Source organism: Sphingomonas sp. 320_CC, assembly GCF_059691795.1.
This window is the reverse complement of record NZ_JCAWAE010000002.1, coordinates 94,074-118,273: the sequence shown is the minus strand read 5'-3', so window position 1 is coordinate 118,273 and position 24,200 is coordinate 94,074. Positions and strand designations below refer to the sequence as shown.

Annotated in this window: 22 protein-coding genes and 1 other RNA gene; 5 read left to right on the top strand and 18 right to left on the bottom strand. The window is 66.5% G+C overall.

All coding sequences use genetic code 11. The features are described 5' to 3' along the window. Window positions 1-78: 78 nt before the first annotated feature. The 7 genes from AC59GX_RS07410 to AC59GX_RS07380 all read right to left on the bottom strand — a co-directional run bounded on the left by AC59GX_RS07410 (window position 79) and on the right by AC59GX_RS07380 (window position 7,225). Window positions 79-492 (bottom strand): DUF3035 domain-containing protein, encoded by a 414-nt coding sequence (locus tag AC59GX_RS07410; protein WP_056065856.1) that lies wholly within the window; start codon window positions 490-492, stop codon window positions 79-81. Beyond that, window positions 485-988, bottom strand: a complete 504-nt coding sequence (gene lspA / locus AC59GX_RS07405; RefSeq protein ID WP_426279710.1) for a signal peptidase II — start codon at window positions 986-988, stop codon at window positions 485-487. Before lspA ends, AC59GX_RS07410 begins: the two co-directional genes overlap by 8 nt. Then, window positions 981-3,956, bottom strand: a complete 2,976-nt coding sequence (locus tag AC59GX_RS07400; RefSeq protein ID WP_426279709.1) for an isoleucine--tRNA ligase — start codon at window positions 3,954-3,956, stop codon at window positions 981-983. The genes lspA and AC59GX_RS07400 overlap by 8 nt, the downstream gene beginning before the upstream one ends. A gap of 166 nt (window positions 3,957-4,122) precedes the next feature. Then, a complete protein-coding gene (locus AC59GX_RS07395) occupies window positions 4,123-5,046 on the bottom strand; it encodes a bifunctional riboflavin kinase/FAD synthetase (RefSeq protein WP_426279708.1) in 924 nt (307 codons plus the stop codon). A gap of 127 nt (window positions 5,047-5,173) precedes the next feature. Then, window positions 5,174-5,638, bottom strand: a complete 465-nt coding sequence (locus AC59GX_RS07390; protein WP_426279707.1) for a dihydrofolate reductase — start codon at window positions 5,636-5,638, stop codon at window positions 5,174-5,176. A gap of 194 nt (window positions 5,639-5,832) precedes the next feature. Further along, window positions 5,833-6,351 (bottom strand): hemerythrin domain-containing protein, encoded by a 519-nt coding sequence (locus tag AC59GX_RS07385; RefSeq protein ID WP_426279706.1) that lies wholly within the window; start codon window positions 6,349-6,351, stop codon window positions 5,833-5,835. A gap of 79 nt (window positions 6,352-6,430) precedes the next feature. Continuing rightward, the gene (locus AC59GX_RS07380) at window positions 6,431-7,225 is read right to left on the bottom strand and encodes a thymidylate synthase (RefSeq protein WP_426279705.1); all 795 of its coding nucleotides are present in this window, start codon (window positions 7,223-7,225) and stop codon (window positions 6,431-6,433) included. A gap of 91 nt (window positions 7,226-7,316) precedes the next feature. On the opposite strand from AC59GX_RS07380, the gene AC59GX_RS07375 reads away from it, so the two are divergent. Continuing rightward, window positions 7,317-7,709: a JAB domain-containing protein gene (locus tag AC59GX_RS07375; protein ID WP_497301400.1), complete on the top strand. Its 393-nt coding sequence runs from the start codon at window positions 7,317-7,319 to the stop codon at window positions 7,707-7,709. Window positions 7,710-8,072: 363 nt separating this feature from the next. Here AC59GX_RS07375 and AC59GX_RS07370 read toward each other — a convergent pair whose 3' ends face one another. The 3 genes from AC59GX_RS07370 to AC59GX_RS07360 all read right to left on the bottom strand — a co-directional run bounded on the left by AC59GX_RS07370 (window position 8,073) and on the right by AC59GX_RS07360 (window position 12,570). Further along, complete coding sequence (locus AC59GX_RS07370; protein ID WP_497301399.1) at window positions 8,073-8,756, bottom strand: class I SAM-dependent methyltransferase; 684 nt, start codon at window positions 8,754-8,756, stop codon at window positions 8,073-8,075. A gap of 35 nt (window positions 8,757-8,791) precedes the next feature. After that, the gene (gene prfB / locus AC59GX_RS07365; RefSeq protein ID WP_056065876.1) at window positions 8,792-9,919 is read right to left on the bottom strand and encodes a peptide chain release factor 2; all 1,128 of its coding nucleotides are present in this window, start codon (window positions 9,917-9,919) and stop codon (window positions 8,792-8,794) included. Window positions 9,920-10,053: 134 nt separating this feature from the next. Next, a complete protein-coding gene (locus AC59GX_RS07360) occupies window positions 10,054-12,570 on the bottom strand; it encodes a penicillin-binding protein 1A (RefSeq protein WP_497301397.1) in 2,517 nt (838 codons plus the stop codon). Between the two features lie 502 nt (window positions 12,571-13,072). Here AC59GX_RS07360 and hrpB point away from each other — a divergent pair. Together hrpB and AC59GX_RS07350 are read left to right on the top strand one after the other, a co-directional pair. Continuing rightward, window positions 13,073-15,595: an ATP-dependent helicase HrpB gene (hrpB, locus tag AC59GX_RS07355; protein WP_497301396.1), complete on the top strand. Its 2,523-nt coding sequence runs from the start codon at window positions 13,073-13,075 to the stop codon at window positions 15,593-15,595. A gap of 9 nt (window positions 15,596-15,604) precedes the next feature. After that, entirely contained in the window at window positions 15,605-15,886 is a 282-nt protein-coding gene (locus AC59GX_RS07350) for an ETC complex I subunit (protein WP_056051595.1), read from the top strand. Window positions 15,887-15,986: 100 nt separating this feature from the next. Here AC59GX_RS07350 and AC59GX_RS07345 read toward each other — a convergent pair whose 3' ends face one another. Genes AC59GX_RS07345 through AC59GX_RS07330 form a run of 4 tightly spaced genes read right to left on the bottom strand, consistent with a single transcriptional unit; the run spans window position 15,987 to window position 18,618 of the window. Further along, window positions 15,987-16,490 carry an NUDIX hydrolase gene (locus AC59GX_RS07345; protein ID WP_426279702.1) on the bottom strand — a complete coding sequence of 168 codons (504 nt, stop codon included), beginning with the start codon at window positions 16,488-16,490 and terminating at the stop codon, window positions 15,987-15,989. Beyond that, window positions 16,487-17,152 (bottom strand): TPM domain-containing protein, encoded by a 666-nt coding sequence (locus AC59GX_RS07340; protein WP_426279701.1) that lies wholly within the window; start codon window positions 17,150-17,152, stop codon window positions 16,487-16,489. The genes AC59GX_RS07345 and AC59GX_RS07340 overlap by 4 nt, the downstream gene beginning before the upstream one ends. A 1-nt stretch (window position 17,153) precedes the next feature. Then, window positions 17,154-18,011: a TPM domain-containing protein gene (locus AC59GX_RS07335; protein ID WP_426279700.1), complete on the bottom strand. Its 858-nt coding sequence runs from the start codon at window positions 18,009-18,011 to the stop codon at window positions 17,154-17,156. Window positions 18,012-18,021: 10 nt separating this feature from the next. Then, entirely contained in the window at window positions 18,022-18,618 is a 597-nt protein-coding gene (locus tag AC59GX_RS07330; RefSeq protein ID WP_277984471.1) for a LemA family protein, read from the bottom strand. 104 nt (window positions 18,619-18,722) lie between these two features. On the opposite strand from AC59GX_RS07330, the gene mscL reads away from it, so the two are divergent. Further along, complete coding sequence (mscL, locus tag AC59GX_RS07325; RefSeq protein ID WP_056065888.1) at window positions 18,723-19,193, top strand: large conductance mechanosensitive channel protein MscL; 471 nt, start codon at window positions 18,723-18,725, stop codon at window positions 19,191-19,193. Window positions 19,194-19,339: 146 nt separating this feature from the next. Here the strand turns inward: mscL and AC59GX_RS07320 are convergent, their stop codons facing one another. Continuing rightward, window positions 19,340-19,771 carry an RrF2 family transcriptional regulator gene (locus AC59GX_RS07320; RefSeq protein WP_176501167.1) on the bottom strand — a complete coding sequence of 144 codons (432 nt, stop codon included), beginning with the start codon at window positions 19,769-19,771 and terminating at the stop codon, window positions 19,340-19,342. Between the two features lie 122 nt (window positions 19,772-19,893). Here AC59GX_RS07320 and ssrA point away from each other — a divergent pair. Further along, window positions 19,894-20,249: a transfer-messenger RNA gene (gene ssrA, locus AC59GX_RS07315) on the top strand. 72 nt (window positions 20,250-20,321) lie between these two features. On the opposite strand, the gene AC59GX_RS07310 is transcribed toward ssrA, so the two are convergent. From AC59GX_RS07310 to pnp, 3 genes are all read right to left on the bottom strand, one after another. After that, entirely contained in the window at window positions 20,322-21,053 is a 732-nt protein-coding gene (locus AC59GX_RS07310; protein WP_426279699.1) for a hypothetical protein, read from the bottom strand. Between the two features lie 137 nt (window positions 21,054-21,190). Next, window positions 21,191-21,571: a response regulator gene (locus tag AC59GX_RS07305; protein ID WP_207897157.1), complete on the bottom strand. Its 381-nt coding sequence runs from the start codon at window positions 21,569-21,571 to the stop codon at window positions 21,191-21,193. Window positions 21,572-21,689: 118 nt separating this feature from the next. Beyond that, complete coding sequence (gene pnp / locus AC59GX_RS07300) at window positions 21,690-24,119, bottom strand: polyribonucleotide nucleotidyltransferase (protein WP_426279698.1); 2,430 nt, start codon at window positions 24,117-24,119, stop codon at window positions 21,690-21,692. Window positions 24,120-24,200 lie beyond the last annotated feature (81 nt).

The following is a 24,200-nucleotide window of genomic DNA, read 5'->3' as shown; positions in this document are numbered from 1 at the left end:
TGCTCTTCGAATCTTTAGGCACGAAAAAGGGCGGCCCCGCGAGGAGCCGCCCTTCTTTCGTCAGCCGCTAGGACCTACTCAGTTCGCGGTGGTCTTCGCGTCCTGGCCGTCGCCCTCCGGTGCGGCGACGATGTCGCGCGTCGTCGAACCCTTGTCGACGACCGTCGTGCCGGGATCGCCTGCGCTGGAGCGGATGCCGGGATCGTCATTGTCGGCGCCCGCATCAGCGACGACACCCGACTCGGCCGGGCTGCGCGCAGCGGCCCCACCGAACAGCGCGTCGAGCGTCTGCGCGTTGGCCGCGGTATCCTGCGGGCGGGCGGCGCCGGGCTGCGGCGGGACCAGCGCGAAGTCGGGCGGGATCACCAGCGGCGCCTGGCGCGCGACGGCGAACTCGTCCGGACGTGCGCGATCGAGGCTACGGCCTGCCCCGCAACCCGAAAGCAGCGCGACGCATGTGAGGCCGGCGGCCAGGGGTACGAACTTACGCATGGGAATTCTCCACAGGGGGCTTCTCGCGCACGAGGAGCGCCCGAACAAGCAGGACGAGCACGCCGACAGTAATCGCTGCATCGGCGACATTGAAGACCAAAAACGGACGCCACTCGCCGATATGCAGGTCGCAGAAATCGACCACGTAGCCGAGCCGGATCCGGTCAAGGATGTTGCCGACCGCGCCGCCGAGCACGAAGCCCAAGGCGACCTGATCGGCGGGGTTCTTCTCGCGCGTCATCCACACCGCGACGCCGATCGCGATCGCGCCGGTCAGCAGCACCAGCGCCCAGCGGGTCAGGTGCCCGTCGGCGGGGAGCAGGCCGAGCGAAATGCCGATGTTCGGCACGAAGCGCAGGTCGAAGAACGAGGTGATCGTCTGCGACTCGCCGAGCGAATCGATCCCGAGCGGCTTGGTGACGGCCCATTTGCTGAGCTGGTCGGCTAGGAACAGCGCGATCGCCGCGCCGAACCCGGCTTTTGGCAGGTTACGCATCGGCCACCACCTCGTCGCACCGGTTGCAGAGCTCGCCATCGACCGTCACCTCGGGGAGGTGGCGCCAGCACCGGCCGCATTTGTGGAACTCGGTGCGCGTCACGGTGACCACGTCGCCCGGCGTGACCTTGGCGACGATGAACGCTTCGGCGAGCGCGTCCGCATCGAGCAGCATCGACGGCACGGTGATTTCGGCCTCCAAGCTGGAGCGCACGGTCTTTTCGCGGCGGAGTGGTTCGATCGCCTCGGTGACTTGAACGCGTAGCTGGCGGATCTCATGCCATTTGCGGCCGACCACGTCGTCGGCGTCGAGCGACGGTAGCGTCGGCCATTCGAGGTAGTGGACCGAGCTGTCGTCGCTCGGGAAACGCGACTGCCACACTTCTTCCGCGGTAAAGCAGAGCACCGGCGCGGCGTAGCGGACCAGCGCGTGGAACAGCACGTCGAGGACGGTGCGGTACGACCGGCGCTTGATGTCGCCCGGCGCGTCGCAATAGAGCGAGTCCTTGCGGATATCGAAGAAGAACGCGGACAGGTCCTCGTTCGCGAAGTCGGTCAGCAGGCGCGTATAGCGGTTGAACTCGTAGGCTTCGGCCGCCTGGCGCAGCTCCGTGTCGATCATGCCGAGGCGGTGGAGCACGTAGCGTTCCAGCTCGGGCATGTCGGACACGGCTACGCGCTCCGACTCGTCGAAGTCTTCGAGCGCGCCGAGCATGTAGCGGAACGTGTTGCGCAGCTTCCGATACGCGTCGGAGGCGGTGGCGAGCACTTCCTTGCCGATCTTCACGTCGTCGAAATAGTCGGTCGAGGCGACCCACATGCGCAGGATGTCCGCGCCGGACTCGCCGATGATCTTCAAGGGATCGACGACGTTGCCGAGCGACTTCGACATCTTCCGCCCCTGGCCGTCGAGCGCGAAGCCGTGGGTGAGGACCGCGTCATACGGTGCGCGACCGCGCGTGCCGCAGCTTTCGAGCAGCGACGACTGGAACCAGCCGCGATGCTGGTCCGAACCTTCGAGATACAGATTGGCCCGCGTACCTTCGCCGTAGCGCGCTTCGACGGTGAAGACGTGCGTGCAGCCGGAGTCGAACCAGACGTCCAGGATGTCCTTGACGACCTCATAGTCGGCCAGGTCGTAGTCAGGGCCGAGCAGCGCCTGGTGACCGTCGGCGTACCAAGCGTCCGCGCCGTTCTGGCGGAAGGCTTCGACGATGCGGGCGTTGACGGCCGGGTCGTTGAGATACTGGCCGGTGAGGCGGTTGACGAACAACGCGATCGGCACGCCCCAGGCACGCTGGCGCGAGATGACCCAGTCGGGGCGGCCCTGCACCATCGACGTGATCCGGTTTTCGGCGCGCGCGGGGATCCAGGTGGTCGCCGCGATCGCGTCGAGCGCGATTTCGCGGAGGGTGGCGCCGTTGCCTTCTGCTTCTGCTCCCCTCCCGCTAGCGGGAGGGGTTGGGGGAGGGGAGGCGTCGAGCGCAGCATTCGCGGCACTGCCCTCCCCTAGCCCCTCCCGCAAGCGGGAGGGGGACTCGGTGTCGCTCCGGTCCATCGGGATGAACCATTGCGGGGTCGCGCGGAAGATCACTTTCGCCTTCGAGCGCCACGAATGCGGGTAGCTGTGCTTGAAGTCGTCGCTTGCCGTCAGCAGCGCACCAGCCTCGCGCAGGTCGGTGCAGATTGGGCCATCCGCGCTAACGAACTTCTTGTTGATGACGCTGCCCTGGCCACCGAGCCAGGCCCAGTCGGCACGGTACATGCCGGCGCCGTCGATCGCGAAGACCGGGTCGATGCCGTATTGCTTGCAGAGTTCGAAATCGTCCTCGCCGTGATCCGGCGCCATGTGGACGAGTCCGGTGCCCGCGTCGGTCGTGACGAACTCGCCGGGGAGGAACGGGCGCGGCTTTGCGAAGAACCCGCCGAGTGCGTGCATCGGGTGCCGCACGGTTGCGTCGGTGAGCGCAGAACCCTTCCCGCGCCAAAGGATCGCAGCGCCACCCTCCTCTCCGTCACCCCGGCGGAGGCCGGGGCCCACCTCACCGCGGTCTCCCCCGTTGGTAAGTGGGTCCCGGCCTCCGCCGGGATGACGGGAGGGGAGGGTACGGGCAAAGAAGCTGTCGATCAGCGCCTCGGCGATCAGGAAGCGACGATCGCCGTCCGCCAGCAGAACATACTCGATCTCAGGCCCATAACTCAGCGCCTGGTTCACCGGGATCGTCCACGGCGTGGTCGTCCAGATCACCGCATGCGCGCCGACCAGTTCGGGCGCGTTCGGCGCAGAGTCGATCTCGAACGCCACGTCGATCTGCGTGGAAACGATGTCCTCATACTCGACTTCGGCCTCGGCGAGCGCGGTCTTTTCAACCGGCGACCACATCACCGGCTTGGCGCCGCGGTACAGCTGGCCGCTCTCGGCGAACTTCAAAAGCTCGCCGACGATGGCGGCTTCCGCCTCGTACTTCATCGTCAGATACGGATCGGCCCAGTCGCCCATCACGCCGAGCCGTTCGAACTCGGCCTTCTGCACGGCGACCCATTTCTCGGCATAGGCGCGGCATTCGGCGCGGAACTGGTCGACGGGGACGTCGTCCTTGTTGAGCTTCTTGGCGCGATACGCTTCCTCGACCTTCCACTCGATCGGCAGGCCGTGGCAGTCCCAGCCGGGGACGTACGGCGCGTCCTTGCCCATTAGCGACTGCGAGCGGACGATGATGTCCTTCAGGACCTTGTTCATCGCGTGGCCCATGTGAATGTCGCCGTTCGCGTAGGGCGGGCCGTCATGCAGGATGAACCGCTCGCGCCCGAGCCGCTGTTCGCGCAACCGGTCGTAGATGCCGAGCTTGGCCCAGCGCTCCAGGATCGCCGGCTCCTTGGCGGCGAGGCCCGCCTTCATCGGGAAGTCGGTCTTCGGCAGGAAGACGGTGTCGCGGTAATCGCGGGCGGGCGCAGGAGTATCGGTCATAAGTGGGCCGGGCTGTAGCCGGTAGCTTGCCGCGTTGCCATCCCTGTCCCGCTCTTGCTCCCCTCCCTGGAAGGGAAGGGCTGGGGGTGGGTTGGTTCGGAATTGCCGTCACGTCCGCCAACCGGCCGACCCACCCCCGACCCCTCCCTTTCAGGGAGGGGGGAAGTCAACCGAGGATCGCCCGGGCCCGCGCGCAGTCGGCATTCATCTGCGTCGTCAGCGCTTCGAGACTGTCGAACTTCGCCTCCGGGCGGAGATACTCGACCAGCGAAACCTCGACGCGACGGCCGTACAGATCCTCCGAGAAGTCGAAGAAATACGGCTCCAGCAATTCCTTCGGCGGATCGAAGCTCGGGCGGATGCCGAGGTTGGCGGCGCCCTTCAGCACGCGGCCGTCGTCCAGCCGCCCGGTCGCCGCATAAATCCCGTACGCTGGCCGAAGGTAATTGCCCATGTCGAGATTGGCGGTCGGATAGCCGATCGTCCGGCCCAGCTTGTCGCCGTGCTGCACCACGCCCTCGATCGCGAACGGCCGGGTGAGCAGGCGCGTCGCGGTCGCCATGTCGCCGCTGCGCAAGGCGTCGCGGATGCGCGTGGACGAGACGGTCTCGCCGTTCAGCGCGACCGCGCCGACGGTCTCCGCGCGGAACCCGTGGACCGGGCCGCGCGAGGCAAGCGTGTGGACGGTGCCGGCTTTGCCCTTGCCAAAGGTGAAGTCCTCGCCGGTGACGACGCCGCCGATGCGGAGATTGTCCTCGAGCCGCTGGGCGATGAACTCCTCGGCGGTCAGCGCGGCAAGATCGCCGTCGAAATGGAACACCACCATCGCGTCGGCGCCGGCGTCCGCGAACAGCCGCTCGCGCTGGTCGAGTGTGGTGAGGCGGAATGGCGCGGTGTCGGGGCGGAAATGCCGGACCGGATGGGGATCGAACGTCGCCACCAGCGCGGGGCGGCCCTCGGCTTTGGCCCAGGCGATCGCGCGCGCGACCACCGCCTGGTGACCGAGGTGGAATCCATCGAAATTGCCCAGCGCGACGATCCCGTTCGCGAGATGCGAAGGAATGGACGCGCCGCCGTCGAGCCGCTGCATGCGCGGTTCAGTAACCAGCCGCCGCGAAAGGCGATAGTCCTTCCGTGCGGTCGTCTCCCGCAACTCCCTGTTCTCCCGCGAAGGCGGGAGTCCAGCCTGGGCTCCCGCCTTCGCGGGAGAACACGTCTTAGGCGCGGTTGAGGGTGACGAAGCTGAAAGCGGGCCGTTGCTGTTCGCCTGGGTGGTCCTCGCGGGCGATTTCGTGCCAGCCCTCAAACGCGGGGACCACAGCGTCGCCCTCGGGTTCGTCATGGACTTCGGTCAGTTCGATCCGGTCCGCATGGGGGAGCAACTGCGCATAAATCTGTGCGCCACCGATGACTGCGACGTCATCGCCCGCCATCGCCAGCGCTTCCTCGACCGAATGCGCGACCTCGGCGCCTGGAGCCGTCCAGTCGCCGCGGGTGAGAACGATATGTCGGCGGCCGGGGAGGGGGCTCGGGAAGCTCTCGAACGTCTTGCGCCCCATCACCATCGGCTTGCCCATCGTCAGCGCCTTGAAGCGCTTGAGGTCGGCGGGGATGCGCCAGGGTAGCTGGCCGTCACGGCCGATGACGCCGTTGGTAGCGCGGGCGAGGTAGAAGGTGATCATGTTTCGGTCATGCCGGAATGAGGGAAGGGGGGCTACACTTCCGTTTAAGTCGGCATACTCCGCCTAACGAGCAACCACCCCGGCGGAGGCCGGGGCCCAATTGGGAAACGCTGCTGATGGACGCCGCGCCCTGTTACTCCGACCTTTCCAATTGGGCCCCGGCCTTCGCCGGGGTGGTAGATAAACCGTGTGGCTCAACCCGGCGCGTGTTCCTTCACATACGCCTCGGGATCCTTCTCGACGACCTTCACCCCGTTCAGGTGATTCGCCTCGAACGCCGCAAACCGCACGCCGAGCTCGTGCCGTTCCTCCAGCGTCGCATGCTTGCGGAAGTCGGTCAGGCCCTGGCGCTCTTCCTCAGCCAGGTGATCGCTGTTCGCCTTGTTGCACTCGCCGACCGCTTCGAACCAGGCGTCCGAGCCGACCGGGTGCTTGTCGACCGCCTCGCCCGTCTCGCGAATGTCGTTGTGATCCTCAATCGCGTCCTCGGTCTCCTCGGCGGCCGAGTCGGCATCGTTGCCACCGGTGCCGATCTTCATCAGCCGCGGGTAGAAGAAGCGCTCCTCGGCCTCGGCATGCGCGTCGAGCAGGTTCTTGAGGCGAGTCCATAGAGCCGACAGCGCCTCGGTGTCCGTGGCGTCGATCGAATCGATCTGAGCGAACAATGCGCGCTGCTGCGCGTGTTCGTCGAGAATGAGCTGTGTGATATCCATGCGCATCTGAACCGCACAGCGGACGGGCGGTTCCTATTGCGATTCGGTCGCGCGGCGCTGCCGCGGGGTCGCTCCCTGTTCAGACCGCTACGGGGGCCTTGATGTGCGCCTGCGCGACGTAGTCGTGGAGGACGAAATCCTCATACTCGTACGCGTCGATCGAGTCCGGCTTCCGCAAAATCTCAAGGCGCGGGAGAGGCCCCGGCGAGCGGGTCAGTTGCAGTTGCGCCTGCTCCAGATGATTCGAATAGAGGTGGCAATCGCCGCCGGTCCAGATGAACTCGCCGACCTCGAGCCCGCATTGCTGCGCGAGGATGTGCGTGAGCAGCGCGTAGCTGGCGATGTTGAACGGCACGCCGAGGAAGATGTCGCCCGAGCGCTGGTAGAGCTGGAGCGAGAGCCTGCCGTTGGCGACGTGCGTCTGGAAGAGGCAGTGGCACGGCGCGAGCGCCATCGCGTGAAGGTCGCCCGGGTTCCACGCGCTGACGATCTGGCGGCGCGAGGCGGGGTTGGTCTTGATCTGGCCGATCAGCTCGGCGATCTGGTCGATGTGGCGGCCGTCCGCAGCAACCCAGTCGCGCCATTGCTTTCCGTAGACCGGGCCGAGATCGCCGTCCTCGTCCGCCCATTCGTCCCAGATCGCGACTTTACGCTCTTGCAGCCAGCGGACGTTGGTGTCGCCGCGGAGGAACCACAGAAGTTCGACGATGATCGAGCGAAGGTGAAGCTTCTTGGTGGTGAGCACGGGGAAGCCCTGCGCGAGATCGAACCGCATCTGCGCGCCGAACACGCTGAGCGTGCCGGTGCCGGTGCGGTCCATCGTCTCGACGCCGGTCGAGAGCACGCGGTCCATGAGGTCTAGATATTGGCGCATGCGGGGGGCGTAGCGGCGTAGTGGCGGCGGCTCAAGCCGATGTGGACGCGGTTGCGCGTGCAGCCGCCCGCGCGCCGACGCAGTCGGGTATGTGCCGCCGCCACCCGTACCATCCCCTCGTATCACCGACCTCAAGACGGCGCGCGCGCTGTTCGCTGGCTTACGTGATGCCACGGTAGAGACAGTCGCGGTCGCGTATCTTGATCCGAATCGGAGGCTTCTCGGGATGCGGCCTGTCGTCGGGGGGCGGGATCAGGTGGCGATCCCGATCCGGACGGTCGCGGTGGATGCGTTGGCGTTCGGGGCTTACGGGGTGATCATCGCGCACAACCATCCGAGCGGGGATGCTACGCCGAGTGCGCGCGATGTGGCGTTCACGCGGGCACTGGCCGTTGGGTTGCGGACGTTGGAAGTGGTTTTGATCGATCACCTGGTGATCGCGGGGGACGAGGTGACGAGTTTGCGAGCGATGGGGATCGTCTGACTTGTCGCATCGATTCCTATCGAACCTGTGGCGGACATCACCGAGATGGGGGGCGTCTGCTAGTTGACGACACAAAAGCTTGTTTCCCCGCGAAGGCGGGGACCCGGACTGGGCTCCCGCCTTCGCGGGAGAACAAGGAAGCGTGGGCTGCCGTCGGGTTGCGGGCGATGGCTTCTCAAGTTTGCGGGATTGGCGTGGGTGTGAGGAGCGCTTGTTCCCAATTCCACCACCCCGGCGAAGGCCGGGGCCCAATTGGGGGACGTTGCCAACGACACGCAGTTCGCTGTTACTGCGACCTTTCCAATTGGGCCCCGGCCTCCGCCGGGGTGGTGCATCTGGATCGGTAACGGCCCGAACCAAAGCTCACCCCAGCCGGCACGCCCGGATCGCTTCCGGCGCCGGCCGCGGCCCGTTAGCGCGGAACGTCGCGATGTACCCGCCCGCAGAGGGCATGTCGTCGGTATCCACCTGCGTATACCCGACCGCCGCGAACTCGCACTTCAGCAGCGCCGGCGGCGTGCCGTGGTTCTGCGTCGGCCGGTTCGCATCGACCACCACCACCAGCCCGTCGGGCTTCAGCGACGGCCGCAACCGCCAAAGGAACTCATACGGCTGCTCGATCTCGTGGTACATATGCACCATCAGCACCCGGTCGAAGCTCGCCTCGGGCAGTTTCGGATCGTTCGCCTCGCCCAGCTTCACGCTCACGTTCGCCAGATCCTCGCGCGCGACGCGTTCGGCGAGCTGGTCGCGCACCGCCGGGATGATGTCCTCGGCGAGCACGCGACCATCCTTGCCGACGCGCGCCGCGAGACGGATCGTGTAATAGCCTTCGCCCGCGCCGATATCCGCGACCGTCATACCCTTGCGGATCTCGCCCTTGTTCATGACCTCGCCGGCCTCGTTCAGCCGGTCGCGCGCTTCCTCGTTCGACCAGCGCGTCGAGACGATCGACGCGACCGGACGGTCGGCGGCGGGGAACACCGGTTCCTTGGGCTCGCGCTTGATCAGTGGCTTGCTGCCGTCACACGCGCATAGCGCAAGCATCGGCAGGACCATCAGGGCAAGGACACCCCGCAAGCTCAATCGACGTCCTCCACCTCGACGGCCTCGCCGGTCACGCGCTGCGACAGCGCCGCCGCCATGAACATCTCGAGGTCGCCGTCGAGCACGTCCGACGGGCTGGTCGAGACCACGCCGGTGCGCAGGTCCTTCACCATCTGGTACGGCTGGAGAACGTAGCTGCGGATCTGGTGACCCCAGCCGATATCGGTCTTGCCGGCATTCTCGGCATTCGCCGCAGTCTCGCGGATCGCCAGTTCACGCTCGTACAGACGCGCGCGGAGCTGGTTGTACGCCTCGGCCTTGTTCTTGTGCTGCGAACGCTGGTTCTGGCACTGCACGACGATCCCGGTCGGGATGTGCGTGATGCGCACCGCCGAATCGGTCGTGTTGATGTGCTGGCCGCCGGCGCCCGACGCGCGATACGTGTCGATGCGCAGGTCGCTCTCGTTGTATTCGACCTCGATATTGTCGTCGACGACCGGATACACCCAGACGCTGGCAAACGAGGTGTGCCGCCGCGCCGCCGAATCGTAGGGGCTGATCCGGACGAGCCGGTGCACGCCGCTTTCGGTCTTCGCGTAACCGTACGCGTTCTCGCCCTTGAGCAGCAGCGTGGCGGACTTGATCCCCGCCTGCTCGCCCGAATGCTGGTCGACCAGCTCGACCTTCAGACCGTGGCGCTCGCCCCAGCGCGAATACATCCGGCTGAGCATGCCCGCCCAGTCCTGGCTTTCGGTCCCGCCGGCGCCGGCGTTGACCTCGATATAGGTGTCGTTCGCGTCGGCTTCGCCCGCGAGCAACGCCTTGATCTTGTCCTTGTCCGCACGCGCGGCGAGTTCGGCGAGCGACGCAACGCCGTCCGCTTCCATCTCGGTATCGCCCTCGGCCTCGGCCATCTCGATCAGCTCAGACGTGTCCGACAGCTCGCTCTGGATCGCGCGCGTCGCGCTTATCGCCTCGTCGAGACGACGACGCTCGCGCATCACCTCCTGCGCGGCCTTGGGATCGGACCAGAGCGCCTGATCCTCGACGCGCGCGTTCAGCTCGTCGAGACGACGCAGCGCGCGGTCCCAGTCGAGGAAGCGGCGCAGCAGCGCCAGCGCGTCGTTGATGGTGTCTACGTGAGCCTGCGCTTCGGCGCGCATGATATTCTCCAAAAATTCCGCCGCCCCGGCGAAGGCCGGGGAAATTTCGTCGTCCCAGCGGAGGCCGGGATCACCGTCCCAAGCGAGCGGGGCGGGTCTCCGGCGGACGCCGGGATGACGTCTATATAAGCGCGCTAGTAGATTCCGCCTTGTCTTTGCAAGAAATCGCTGTCGCGCGGGGCTTCGGCCTTCTTCACCGCGGTCGTCGTGGCAGCAGTAGGAGCGGCATCCGAGCGTCGCGCGGCACGCCGCGGTTCGCTCTCGGGCTTGAACGCTTCCCAGATCACCGCGGGCTTGGGATCGCTCGTATCGGGCCACGTGCCATAGACCGGCCGGCCGCTGCCGCGATCGATCCGGACCATGCGGATCCCCGCCGGCGCGCGGAACGGCAGCTTGGGCAGATCCTCATACGCCTTGACCGCGAACTGCTTGAAGATCGGCGCGGCGAGCGTGCCGCCCTGTGCCGCGCCCCCGAGGTTCTTCGGCGTGTCGAACCCGATGTACAGCCCGCCGACGAACTGCGGCGTGCCGCCGACGAACCACACATCGGTCGGGCCATTATTGGTGCCGGTCTTGCCGAACATCGGCCGGTCGAGATCGCGCAACGTCACCGCGGTGCCGCGCTGGACGACGCCTTCTGTGATGTGGACCATCTGGTACGCCGTCATCGCGTCGAGCACCTGACGCTGGCGCGTGATCGGCCGCGGCATCGGCTTGCCGTCCCAGTCGGGCGCGTTGCAGCGATCGCACGGCCGCCAGTTCTCGGGCCAGATCACCTTGCCGTGGCGATCCTGGACAAAGTCGATCAGTGACGGCGGGCCGCCCTTGCCGTTGTTGGCCAGGATCGAATACGCGTTGACCATCCGCCCGACGGTCGTCTCGCCGGCGCCGAGCGCGTAGGAGAGATAGGGCGCGTAATCGCCGACGCCCATCTTCTTGATCGTCGCGACCACCTTGGGCATGCCGGTCTGCGCGGCGGCGCGCACCGTCATGAGGTTGCGCGACTGCTCGATACCCCAGCGCATCGTGTGGGGGCCTGACCCGCGCGAATTGCCGAAGTTGCGGAAGCATTTCTGCCCGAGCCGCGCGCCCTGATAGACGCAGAATGGCCCGTCGATGATGATCGACGCAGGCGTCATGCCATTGTCGAGCGCGGCGGAATAGACGATCGGCTTGATCGTCGAACCCGGCTGGCGCATCGCCTGAGTCGCGCGGTTGAACGCTTGCAACCGGTCGTCGAAGCCGCCCTGCATCGCCAGCACGCGGCCTGACGAGGGTTCCTCCACGACGAACGCGCCCGAGACCTTCGGGATCGCCCGCAGCGAGAATTCGCCACCGTCCGGCGCCACCGCAATGATGTCGCCGACCTTGATCGCGCCGAACGCGTTGCCGCCCTTGCCGCGCACCGGCATCTGCGCCGCATAGCGCGGCAGCGTGCCGGTCTTGCCGGTGCGGAAGCCGAGGCTCCAGGCGTTGCCGTCCTTGGCCGTCACGATCGCCGCGACCCAATCGCGGTAATCGAGCGCGATATTGCTGTTGAGCAACGGCTGGAGCCAGTTGTCGTCCTCGATCTCGACATGACGGATCGGCCCGTTCCAGCCGCGCCCGCTGTCGAACCGCACCAGACCATCACGCAAGGCTTGCTGCGCGAGATCCTGCAGCTTCGCGTCGAACGAGGTCCGCACCCACAGTCCGCCCGAATACACGCTGTACGGGCCGTCCTTCGCGTTCTCGCCGAATTTCGCCATCAGCTGGCGACGGACTTCCTCGACGAAATAGCCGCCGACGCTTTCGAACTTCGGCGTGCGGCGCATCACCGCGCCGAGCGGCTCGGCATTCGCCTGGTCATGCTGCGCGCGCGTGATGAAGCCGTTGTCGAGCATACGGTTGAGCACATAGTTGCGCCGCGTCATCGCCTTCTCGGTGTTGCGCACCGGATCGTAGTTCGACGGACCCTTGGGCAGGATCGCGAGATACGCCATCTGCGCGAGATCGAGCTGGTCGAGTTCCTTGTCGAAATACGCATGGCTCGCCGCCTCGACGCCGAACGCATTACGCCCGAGCGCGATCTGGTTGAGATACAGCTCGAGGATCTGCTCCTTGGTCAGCGTATCCTCGATCTTGTACGCCAGCACCGCCTCGCGCAGTTTGCGCGACGGCGAATAGGCGTTGCCGATCAACAGGTTCTTGGCGACCTGCTGGGTGATCGTCGAGCCGCCCTTGGCGCGCTTGCCGGTGCCGAGCTTGGTCGCATAATCGTACACCGCGCCGGCGAGGCCGGGATAATCGACGCCGTGATGCTCGAAGAACGACTTGTCCTCGGCGGCGAGGAACGCCTTCACCAGCAGCGGCGGATATTCGGCATAGCTGAGTTCCACGCGCCGTTCGCGCGCGTAGCTGTGGATCGGCGCGCCATCGATCCCGCGCACGTTGGTCGGCAGCGGTGGCTCATAGGTGCGCAACGTATCCACGGAAGGCAGGTCGCGCATAACCGCGAACCAGAATGCGAAGATCGCGACGAAGCCGAGTACCACCAGCGCCAATGCCGCCTTGGTCCACCGACTCGCCCAGGCGCGCGCTACCCTGCCGCGCAGCCGGTCGAAAGTGCGGCCTGTCGCCGTCGTCGAGGTGGGGGAGGGATAGGACGCCATGATTACTGCCGCAGCGTCTAGCAGGTTCGCGGGCGCTTGCCAGCCTTCGGTGGGATGGGGGCGGGGCGGGCTGTCGCAACGCGTTCGGCAGCGATCAACTCGTCTGGTGCCCGGCCCGTCCGGATATGCCCACCACCCCGGCGGAGGCCGGGGCCCAATCGGAGAGGCGGCAATAACGGAGCGCAACAGCAGTCAGTGCCGTTTCCCAATTAGACCCCGGCCTTCGCCGGGGCGGTGCTGTTGGCGGGTAGGTAAGCCATCGACGTCCGTGAGCTCGAACGATCCTCCCCCGCCAGGGGGAAGTGGCACCGAAGGTGACGGAGGGGGAGGACACGGAGCTGAGGTTGTCGCTTACCGCCCCCTCCGTCAGGCAAGCGCCTGCCACCTCCCCCTGGCGGGGAAGGATCGAAAGCGCGCAATCGTTGGTTTGAAATCGCACCTTCCCAAGGGACTGCCCAAGCAAAACCTGTCGCGAACTTCGCTACTGTGGCAGCAGGCGCGCATGACCCCGCCGCCGCTCCCGATCCTAGCCGTACTCCCCGATCTCCTTGCCAAGCTCCGCGATCGAACTTCGGCAGTCCTCGTCGCCCCCCCGGGCGCCGGCAAGACCACCGCGGTAGCGCCGGCCCTCCTCACCGAACCCTGGTGCACGGACGAGATTCTCCTCCTATCCCCCCGTCGCTTGGCCGCCCGCGCCGCCGCCGAACGCATGGCCTCCACCGCGGGCGAACCCGTCGGCCAGACCTTCGGTTACGCCACCCGCATGGACAGCAAGCGCTCCGCCGCCACCCGCGTCACGGTGATCACCGAAGGCATCTTCGTCGCCCGCATCCAAGCCGACCCAGAACTCGCCGGCGTGTCCGCGGTTCTTTTCGACGAAGTCCACGAACGCAGCCTCGACGGCGATTTCGGCCTCGCGCTGGCGCTGGACGTCCAAGCCGGTTTCCGCCCCGACCTCCGTATCGTCGCGATGTCCGCAACGCTCGACGGTGCGCGGTTCGCGGCATTGATGGACGGCGCCCCCGTCATCGAAAGCGAAGGCCGCAGCTACCCACTCACCCTCCGCCACATCGGTCGCCAAGCCGAACTCCGCATCGAGGACTCGGTCGCCGCCGCGATCCGCCGCGCACTCGGCGAAGCGGAGGGCGGCGTGCTCGCCTTCCTCCCCGGCGTTGCGGAGATCGAACGGACCGCCGATCGCCTCGCCAACCTCCCCGACGGCATTGTCCTGCACGAACTCCACGGCAGCCTCGACCCCGCAGCGCAGCGCGCCGCGATTCTCCCCGAACCGGACGGCCGGCGGAAAGTCGTGCTCGCCACTAGCATCGCTGAGACCAGCCTGACGCTCGACGGCATCCGCATCGTCGTCGACTCCGGCCTCGCCAGACGCCCGAGGTACGACCGCGCCGCCGGCATGACACGGCTGGTAACGGAACGCGCGAGCCAAGCCGCGGTGACCCAACGCGCTGGCCGCGCCGCGCGCCTCGGGCCGGGCATAGCGTACCGCCTGTGGGAAGAGGCCGCCACCGCTGGCCTCCCGCGCTACGATCCGCCCGAAATCTTGGAGGCGGACCTGTCCGCGCTGGTGCTGGCTTGCGCACTCTGGGGCGTCGGCGATCCGCGAGACCTCCGCTGGATCGACCCGCCCCCCGCCGCCGCGATCGACGAGGCGATTGCGCGACTGACGACGCTGGAAGCGATCGAAGACGGTCGTCCGACGTCGCATGGCCGCGCGATCGCGAAACTCCTGATGCCGCCGAGACTGGCGCACATGCTCCTGCGAGCGGGGGAGCGGGGCTTGGCAAACACAGCGGCACAAATCGCGGTCCTGCTAGGCGAACGCGGTATTGGTGGACAGGACGTCGACCTGGAAACCCGCCTCCGCCGCTGGAAAACCGAACGTGGGGCCAAGGCGCAAGCGGCAAGAGCGATGGCCGATCGCTGGGCGCGCCTGGCTCCCCTCCCGCTTGCGGGAGGGGTCGGGGGAGGGCGCGACATACCCCAAGAGCACGGCAATGCTGGGTCAGCCCCTCCCCCGACCCCTCCCGCAAGCGGAAGGGGGGCAGAAATTTGTGTCGCGCTTGGCTTCCCCGACCGCGTCGCACGACGCCGCGATGCATCCGGCGAAACCTGGGCCTCGGTCGGCGGCCGCGGGTTCAAGCTCGACCCGACCTCGCCACTCGCCCGCTCGGAATGGCTCGCCGTCGCCGACACGCAAGGCTCGGCCGCCGGCGCGCGCATTCTCTCCGCCGTGGCGATCGACCAAACCACCGTCGAAACCCTCTTCGCCGACCGCATCGACTCCCGCCGCACCGTCACGTTCGACCCCATAACCGGCGGCATCCAGGCCCTCCGGGAACGTCGTCTCGGCGCGATCCGTCTTTCCAGCGGCCCCGACAGCGGCGCGGACCCTGACGCGATTCTCGCCGCGCTGATCAACGGCGTCCGCGAGCACGGCCTTGCGCTGCTACCGTGGAGCGACGGCGCCCAGGCCCTGCGCGACCGTGCCGCCTATGCCGGCGTACCGCTCGACGACGCTACCCTTCTCGACCGCGCCGACGGATGGCTAGCCCCGCTTCTGACCGGCAAACGCCGACTCGAAGCGATCGCCCCCGGCGCGCTTGCCGAAGCGCTGCGCAACCTGCTCGGCTGGGACGCGATGCAGACGATCAACCGCCTCGCGCCGCCCGATTTCACCAGCCCCGCCGGCAGCACACACGAGATCGACTACGCAGCCGAAGGTGGCCCCCGGGTCGAACTCCGCGTGCAAGCCCTGTTCGGCCTCGCGGTCCACCCGGTGATCGGCGAGGCCCGCGTACCGCTAGTGCTGAGCCTCACATCGCCCGCCGGCCGTCCGATCCAGACGACGCGAGATCTCACCGGATTCTGGGCGGGCAGCTGGACCGCGGTGGCTAAGGAAATGCGCGGGCGCTACCCCAAGCATCCGTGGCCCGACGACCCCGCCGCGGCGTCGGCGACGCTGCGCACGAAAAAGGCGGATGCAAGGGCCGCCGGTTCGCGATAAGGGGGTCTCATGCCAACCGCCCGTATCTTTCAGCGCCCCAAGAACGCCATGCAGTCCGGCAAGCACCGGACCGACGCCTGGCAGCTCGAATTCGAACCTTCGGAGCCCAAGCGCCCCGACCCGCTCACCGGATGGGCCGGCAGCGGCGACACCCGCGACCAGCTGCGCCTGCTGTTCCCGACCGCCGAGGCGGCGATCGCGCACTGCGAGCGCGAGGGGTTCGGCTACACGGTCGTGCCGGCGCCGCAGAAGACGCTGAAGCTGCAGAGCTACGCCGACAACTTCAAGTAAGCCCGCGGGAGCGGCGCTAGGCCCTCCCGCACCTCCTTGTTCTCCCGCAAAGGCGGGAGCCCAGTCTGGGTCCCCGCCTTCGCGGGGAAACAGGTCTTGGTTAGAGGATCGACCCAGCCAGGATCAGCAGCATCTTGGTATCGATCGCCACGCCCGCCTTCCGCTTCTCGGCCACGAACGCCGGCACGTCGGCAAGCGCCACGCGGTGCACGGTGATGTTCTCGTCGCCATCGCCGCCGCCATCGCTCACCTTCGTCAGCCCGGTCGCGCGGGCTAGCGTGAAGCATTCCGACGTCATCCCGGGCGACGAATAGAACACCCCCAGATCCTCGATTGCCTTCGCGCGGTAGCCGGTTTCTTCCTCCAGCTCGCGGCCGGCAGCGACCGCGACACTCTCGCCCGCGGTCTCGTCACCGACCAGCCCCGCCGGCAGCTCTAGGCACGCGCGCCCGAGCGGCACGCGGAACTGCTCCACCAGGATCACGTCGCCGTCGTCGATAGCGACGATCACCGCCGCCGCGATCTCGCCTTGGCGCGCGGCGAATTCCCACGTGCCCTCGGTCTGCACGGTCAGGAATTTCCCGGCCCATACGGTCTTGCTCATAGTTCGATCAGCCTGTCCGGAAGTTCGTTTACCGGCGCACCGGTCCGCGGGAAATGTTCGGCGAGCACCGCGCCGATCTGCGCGACTGCATCCGCCATCCCGTCGCCGGGACGATCGTCGCGCACGCCGGCGAGTACCGCTGCCATAGCTGCGCCCCAGGTTTCGTTCGGCACGCGCGAATGGATCGCATCGTCGGCGATGATCTCCGCGCGGTGCTCGGCCAGCGACAGGTACAGCAGTACGCCGGTCGAGCCCTTGGTCCGCTTCTCGGCACCCGCACGGAACAGGAGCAAAGCCCGCCGCCGCACGCGCCGCGCCTTGGTCGCACCCGGCGTCAGCGCGAGCCGCGCCGGCGTCCACGCCAGCACCAGCCGCACCGCCAGGAACACCAAGGTCACTAGCACCAGCGCGACCACGTACAGCGCACCCTGCGGTGCCGCCTGCCAGGGATCGACCAGCGCGTAGATATGGTCCGCCGCGACCGGGTGGTACGCGAGCAGCGCCAGCGTCAGCAGCATCGCCAGCACGCCCCAGTGCATCGACACGTCGTGATACGCATCCGACTGCCGCGCGACGATCGTGACGATCTCGCCGGTCGTCTCGGTTTCCGCCTGCGTGACCGCCGCGGTGACGCGGTCGTGGTCGGTGTCGCTCAATCGCATGTCACCATCCCCCCGATGCGCCGCCGCCGCCGCCGGATCCCCCGCCGCCGCCGCCGAAACCACCGCCGCCCCAGCCGCCACCACCGCTGTCGTCGCCACCGCCCCAGCTTCCGCCGCCGCCACCGCCGCCGCCACGGGTCATCGCGTCGGCGATGCTCCACAACACGATCGGCAAGGCGCCGCTGCCGCCGCTCCGGTTGCCGCCATCGACGTAATGCTTGCCGCCGGCCCGCCGCGAGATCATCGGAATGACGATCGCCGCCAGGACGATGCCAAAGAAGATCAGCCCGATCGGCACGCCGCCGCCACCCGAGTTCGAGCGACGATGCGTCTTGTCATACTCCGCCGCCGCCGCCGTAACCTTCGCGCGCGCCTCCGCATCGGGCAGCGCAAGCTGGTCTGCCACCGCGTTGGTCCCCGCGACGATCCCGCCCGGGATGTCCCCCGCCTTGAAACGCGGCAGGATCTGCTGGTTGATGACGACGCTGGAGAACGCGTCGGTCAGCACCGGCTCAAGCCCATAGCCGACCTCGATCCGCACCTTCCGGTCGTTCGGCGCGACCAGCAGGATCGCGCCGTTGTTCGCATCCTTCAGCCCGACGCCCCAGCTCCGCAGCAGGCGATTGCCGTAATCCTCGATCGGATAGCCTTCGAGATCGGACACCGTCGCGACCACCAGCTGGTTGCCGGTCGTCCTTTGCAGGTCGTCGAGCCGCTTGGTCAGCGCCGCTTCCTGATCGGGCGGGATGACGTTCGCGGCGTCGACGACGAAGCCGGTGAACTTGGGAAGCGTCTGCGCGGTCGAAGCATTGCTTCCCAGCAGCACCGCGAACGCGAGCGTCAGGAGATGGCGGAGCATGACGCGCGGATCAGCTCGCGTTGCCGAAGTTCACCGTCGGTGCGGTCTCGGCACCCGGCGTGGTCGCCGCGAACGGCACCATCGGCTTGGCGCCATAGAAGATCTTCGCGCCGACCGCGTCGGGGAAGGTGCGGATCTTGGTATTATACGCCTGCACCGCGCCGTTGTAATCGCGCCGCGCGATCGTGATGCGGTTCTCGGTGCCCTCGAGCTGGCTCATCAGCGTGGTGTAGTTGGCCTGGCTCTTCAACTCAGGATACGCTTCCTGCAAGCGCTGGAGCGATACGCCGACGGCACCCTGGACGCGCTGATACTGCTCCATCTTCGCCGGATCGGAGAGATCGGCTGCCGAAACCTGGACCGAGTTCGCAGCCGAGCGCGCCTGTGTCACCTGGACGAGGATATCCTTCTCCTGCGCGCCCGCCGCCTTCACGGTCGCGACGAGGTTGGGGATCAGGTCGGCGCGGCGTTGATAATTGTTCTGGACGTCGGCCCAGCGTGCCTTCGCGTTCTCTTCCGCGGTCGGAATGCTGTTGATCCCGCACCCGGCCAGCGCCGATGCGAGGAGGATCGCGGCGGTACCGCGGGCGATTGGGGCACGTGACATCGGGGCTCTCCTGAATACCTGTGTCACCCTCATAGGACAGTCCGCAGGGTTGGCGAAACCGAAATCGGCGGTTAGCCTTGGGCTGGCAACAGAAGGGGGCGGCATTGCTCAAGGAATTCAAGGCGTTCATCATGCGCGGCAACGTGCTCGATCTCGCCATCGCGGTGATCATCGGTGCGGCGTTCGGCAAGATCGTCACGTCGCTGACCGACGACGTGCTGATGCCGGTGATCGGCAAGATCTTCGGCGGGCTCGATTTCTCGAGCTATTTCTGGCGGATGGGGCCGGTGCCGGCGAACTATGCGGGCTCGCTGAGCGATTACGCGGCGTTGAAGAAGGCGGGCGTGCCGCTGCTCGGCTATGGCGCGTTCGCGACGCAGCTGGTCAATTTCGTGATCGTCGCGGGTATCATCTTCATGATCCTGCGCGTGGTGAACCGGACGGCGGCGCTGATCGAGCGCGAGACGGCGCGGTTGAAGCGCGAGGAAGAGGCGGTTGTCGTCGCACCTGCGCCGGAGCCGGTCGAGATCGCGCTGCTTCGCGAGATCCGCGACGAGTTGAAGGCGCGGGGGTGATCGCCTTGTCCCTCTCCCCGCCGGGGAGAGGGAGGGAGGAGCCGTAGGCGACGGAAGGGTGAGGGGCCTGAGGCTCGGGACGGGATCCCAACTCCCCCTCATCCGACGCTGCCGCGCCACCTTCTCCCCGAGGGGAGAAGGAAAGCCTAAGCCGCTACCAGATCCTCGGCGTTCGCATCCGCCAGGCTCGTCCCATCCAGAATCCGCGCAGTCTCGTCGCGCACGCGCATCATCGCATAGCGGATCGCGCAGTCGGCTTCGCTCTTGCAGTCGAGGCACGGCCGGTACGCCGTGCGGCTGACGCACGGGACAAGTGCGAGCGGGCCCTCGATGATCCGGATGATCTCGCCAAGCGAAATCAGATGGCTCGGCCGCGAGAGGCGATAGCCGCCCATCTTGCCGCGATGGCTGTGCAACAGGCCGGACTCGCGCAGGTCGGCGAGGATCAGCTCGAGGAATTTGCGCGGCACGTTCGCCTCGGCGGCGATCCGCGTCATCGGGATGGGAGGGCCACCGACGGGGGCGCCGCCAAGGAAGATCATCGCGCGGAGCGCGTAGCGGGAGCGCTGCGTCAACATAATGCAGGTTGCTATGCACGCGCTTTGTGGCGAGCGGAAGGCGGTTTGGCACGCTGTGTGCTAACCCATCGGAGATTTATCCGGGGCAGGTCGCGCCACGGCGCCAGTCTTTTCATTTGGCCGGGCTTTTCAGATCGATGCGGCCCCCCTATATCGGTCATGCCGTCGGGGGAATCTTCTCTTGGCGGCTATGGCGATAAACCGTGGCGTGTCATAGACACAGCGGACCCGGGGGCAGTACCCGGCGACTCCACCACCGCCCTCTTCGCAAGAGGGGGACGATGACGGGGTCGAACTAGGATCGACGTGTGTTCAACGACGCTATGTTTCGCTCGGAATGGGACCACCGCAACGGCCCATACACAAGTGCCAACGATAACGAAGCACTCGCAATTGCCGCATAACTGACGGTCTAACGACCTAAGTTATACGGACGAAAGCGCGGTTCGGGCCACACCGGGCAACAGAAGTGGACACCGGCGGTACGGGGGGCACCGAGCAACAGAAGCTCCCCACTAACCCGACACTTGGTCTCATCACGCAGCTCCGATCAGGCAGCAAGGCGCTCGACCAGTCGCAACACCGGCGGGCTGAAGCCGAGCGGACCGACCAGCACGTTGGTCACGACCAGCACCCCGCCACCCCAGTAATAGGCCGGATGTATCTTCCCGCGCAGGCGCAAGTCGGAGATCATCCCTGCGATGACGAACACCGCCATCGACGCGAACACCGCGAGCGGCGCGAACTGGCCAAGCAGCGGCATCGGCAGGATCCGCCCGAGCGCCGGAGACATGACCAGGATCGTGCCGCACAACATCAGTCGCTTGTGCCACGCCGCCTGTTTCCGCAGCGCTATCGCCCAGGCGGTCAGAATGCCAAACCCGATCACCCCCAGCACATCTAGCACGAGGAAGATCCCAGGCGGAAAGAATGGCGGTACGCGGTGCTGCTGGATCGCCGCGACGGTGGTGACGATGCCCAGCACGACCATCGACGCTGCGATAACGGCGCCGAGTACGCCGAGTTGTCGATGCCAAGTGATCAATCCCCGAACGACCAGCCAGTTCTGCACGACGTAGAGAATGATCCACGCCAGGAAGGCGGCGGCATGCAGATGAACTTGCAAGGGCAGTTCGAGAAACGTCCAGTTCATCCGCGCTGCATTCAGCGTGAAGCCGAAGATCACCGTGACGGCGATCGCTATCGCCATGCCGAGGAAGAAGCGACGCTCGCTCGCGACGACATTCCGTTGCGCAGGCCGTACACTATTTAACGATGCCATTGGACCGCCCCCGCGAGTCGATGCTCAAGCGACGGACGATGGCCCTAATACTGATAACGGGCAATACTCATGACGAATGAGGATTGCCTAGACTAGTAGATGTAAGATCCTGAATACTCTTCCAGTCCGTTAACTGCTCAGAGTTGCAGAAGCTTGCTGAGTTGTGCGCCGGTATAGGGCTTCTGCACGAACCGCGCGGCCTTGGGCAGCGCCTCGGTGGTGCCGTTGTCGGCACCCGACGTGACCAGGATCGCGATATCGGGGCGCTGCGCGTGAACGGCATTGGCAAGGTCGATGCCGTTCAGGTCTCCGGGCATGCGGACATCGGTAAACAGCGCGGCGATATCGGGCCGCTCTTCGAGCTTCGCCAAGGCGTCGGCCGCGTTGCTGGCTTCGACGACTTCATAGCCGGCATCCTCCAGCGCGAGGTTGGAATGGACCCGGACGAGGGCATCGTCATCGACGACGAGGATAACGGACTTCGCAATGGCGTTCATACCGGTTCGAACATCCGGCATGCCGCTCCGTTCCAATATAAGTCATGTTCTCAAGGCATAACGGGGCAAAGCGAGCCTGACATGAGAAAGGGGCCCGGTTTCCCGAGCCCCTCCATCACTGCCGTTAGGCCGTAAAGGCTTAGTCGCGATCGCCGGTCAGGAATGCCGGTGCGAACTCCGGAGCCTTGTCGCCGTCGGTGCGTGCAGCACGCTCGCCGCCGCCGTTGCCGCCGCCATCGCGACGCGGACCACGGCCACCGCCGTTGCCCCCTGCGTCACGGCCGCCATCGCCGTCGCGACGTGGGCCACGCGAGCCGCGATCGCCCCCATCACGACCGCCGCCGCCTTCGCCGCGTGGACCGCGACCGCCGCCGTTGCCGCCAGCATCACGGCCGCCATCGCCATCACGACGCGGACCGCGCGGACCACGATCGCCACCCTCGCGGGGTTCCCGGGCAGGACGCGTGTCCTCGAGCTCTTCGCCGGTCGTCTGGTCGACGACGCGCATCGACAGGCGAACCTTGCCGCGCGGATCGATCTCGAGAACCTTGACCTTGACCTCCTGGCCTTCGGTCAGGGCGTCGGAGACCTTCTCGACGCGCTCGTTCTTGATTTCGGACACGTGGACGAGACCGTCCTTGCCACCCATGAAGTTCACGAACGCCCCGAAATCGACCAGGTTGACGACCTTGCCGTCATAGACCTTGCCGACTTCGGCTTCCTCGACGAGGCCCTTGATCCACTTGATCGCGGCTTCGATCTGCGCGGGATCGGACGACGACACCTTGATCACGCCCTCGTCGTCGATGTCGACCTTGGCGCCGGTCTGCGCGACGATCTCGCGGATCACCTTGCCGCCGGTGCCGATGACTTCACGGATCTTCGACTTGTCGATCTGGAAGCTCTCGATGCGCGGTGCGTGGGCGCTGAGTTCCTCACGCGTGTGGTCGAGCGCCTTCGCCATCTCGCCCAGGATGTGCGCGCGGCCTTCCTTGGCCTGCGCCAGCGCCTTGCCCATGATCTCCTCGGTGATGCCGGCGATCTTGATGTCCATCTGCATCGTGGTGATGCCCTCGGACGTGCCAGCCACCTTGAAGTCCATGTCGCCGAGGTGATCCTCGTCGCCGAGGATGTCCGATAGAACCGCGAAGTTCTTGCCCTCGAGGATCAGGCCCATCGCGATGCCCGACACCGGACGCTTCAGCGGAACGCCCGCATCCATCATCGACAGCGAACCGCCGCAGACCGTCGCCATCGACGACGAACCGTTGCTCTCGGTGATGTCCGACAGAACGCGGATCGTGTACGGGAACTCTTCCTTGGTCGGCAGAACCGGGTGCAGCGCGCGCCATGCGAGCTTGCCGTGACCGACTTCGCGACGACCCGGCGCACCGAAGCGACCGACTTCACCAACCGAATAGGGAGGGAAGTTGTAGTGCAGCATGAAGTTTTCGTACGACAGGCCGTTCAGGCCGTCGATCATCTGCTCCGCATCGCGCGTGCCGAGCGTGGTGGTGCAGATCGACTGCGTCTCGCCGCGCGTGAACAGCGCCGAGCCATGCGTGCGCGGGAGGAAGTGGACCATCGCCTCGATCGGACGGATCTGCGTGGTGGTGCGGCCGTCGATGCGGGTGCCGTCCTTGAGGATGGCGCCGCGGACGATCTCCGCCTCCAGCTTCTTCATCAGCTTGCCGGCTGCCATCTGGTCCTGCGGCGACGCATCGGCGAACGCCGTCTTGCCCTTGGCGCGCGCCGCGTTGAGCAGGTCAGACCGCTTGGACTTGTCGGTCACCTTGTAGGCAGCCGCGATGTCCTTGCCGATCAGCTTCTTCAGCTTGTCCTTGGCGGTCGACAGGTCGGCCTGCTCGGCCATTTCCCAAGGATCCTTGGCAGCCATCTCGGCCAGATCGATGATCAGGTTGGCGGCTTCGCGGCAGGCCTTGTGGGCGAACTGCACGGCGCCGAGCATGATCTCTTCCGAAAGCTCCTTGGCTTCCGATTCCACCATCATCACGGCCTGGCCGGTGGCGGCGACGACGAGGTCGAGATCGCCAGCCTTGGCTTCTTCCAGCGTCGGGTTGAGGATGTACGCGCCATCGACGTAACCGACGCGCGCTGCGCCGATCGGGCCCATGAACGGCACGCCCGAGATCGTCAGGGCTGCCGATGCCGCGACCATCGCGAGGACGTCCGGCTCGTTCTCGCCGTCATACGACAGAACCTGGCAGATCACGTTGATCTCGTTGTAGAAACCCTCTGGGAAAAGGGGACGGATCGGGCGATCGATGAGACGGCTGGTCAGCGTCTCCTTTTCGGTCGCGCCGCGCTCACGCTTGAAGAAGCCACCGGGGATGCGGCCGCTTGCGGAGAACTTCTCCTGGTAATGGACGGTGAGCGGGAAGAAATCCTGCCCTTCCTTGACGGTCCGTGCAGCCGTCACGGCGCAAAGAACGACGGTCTCGCCGAGGGTGGCGAGCACTGCGCCGTTAGCCTGGCGCGCAACGCGGCCGGTCTCGAGCGTCAGAGTCTTGCCGCCCCACTGGGCGCTTACGGTCTTGGTATCGAACATTCTTTTTCCTTCACTCCAAACGCCAGATGCGTTTGGGGCCGTTGAGGTCTCCATGAAAGTAGTACTTTCATGGAAGCCTGG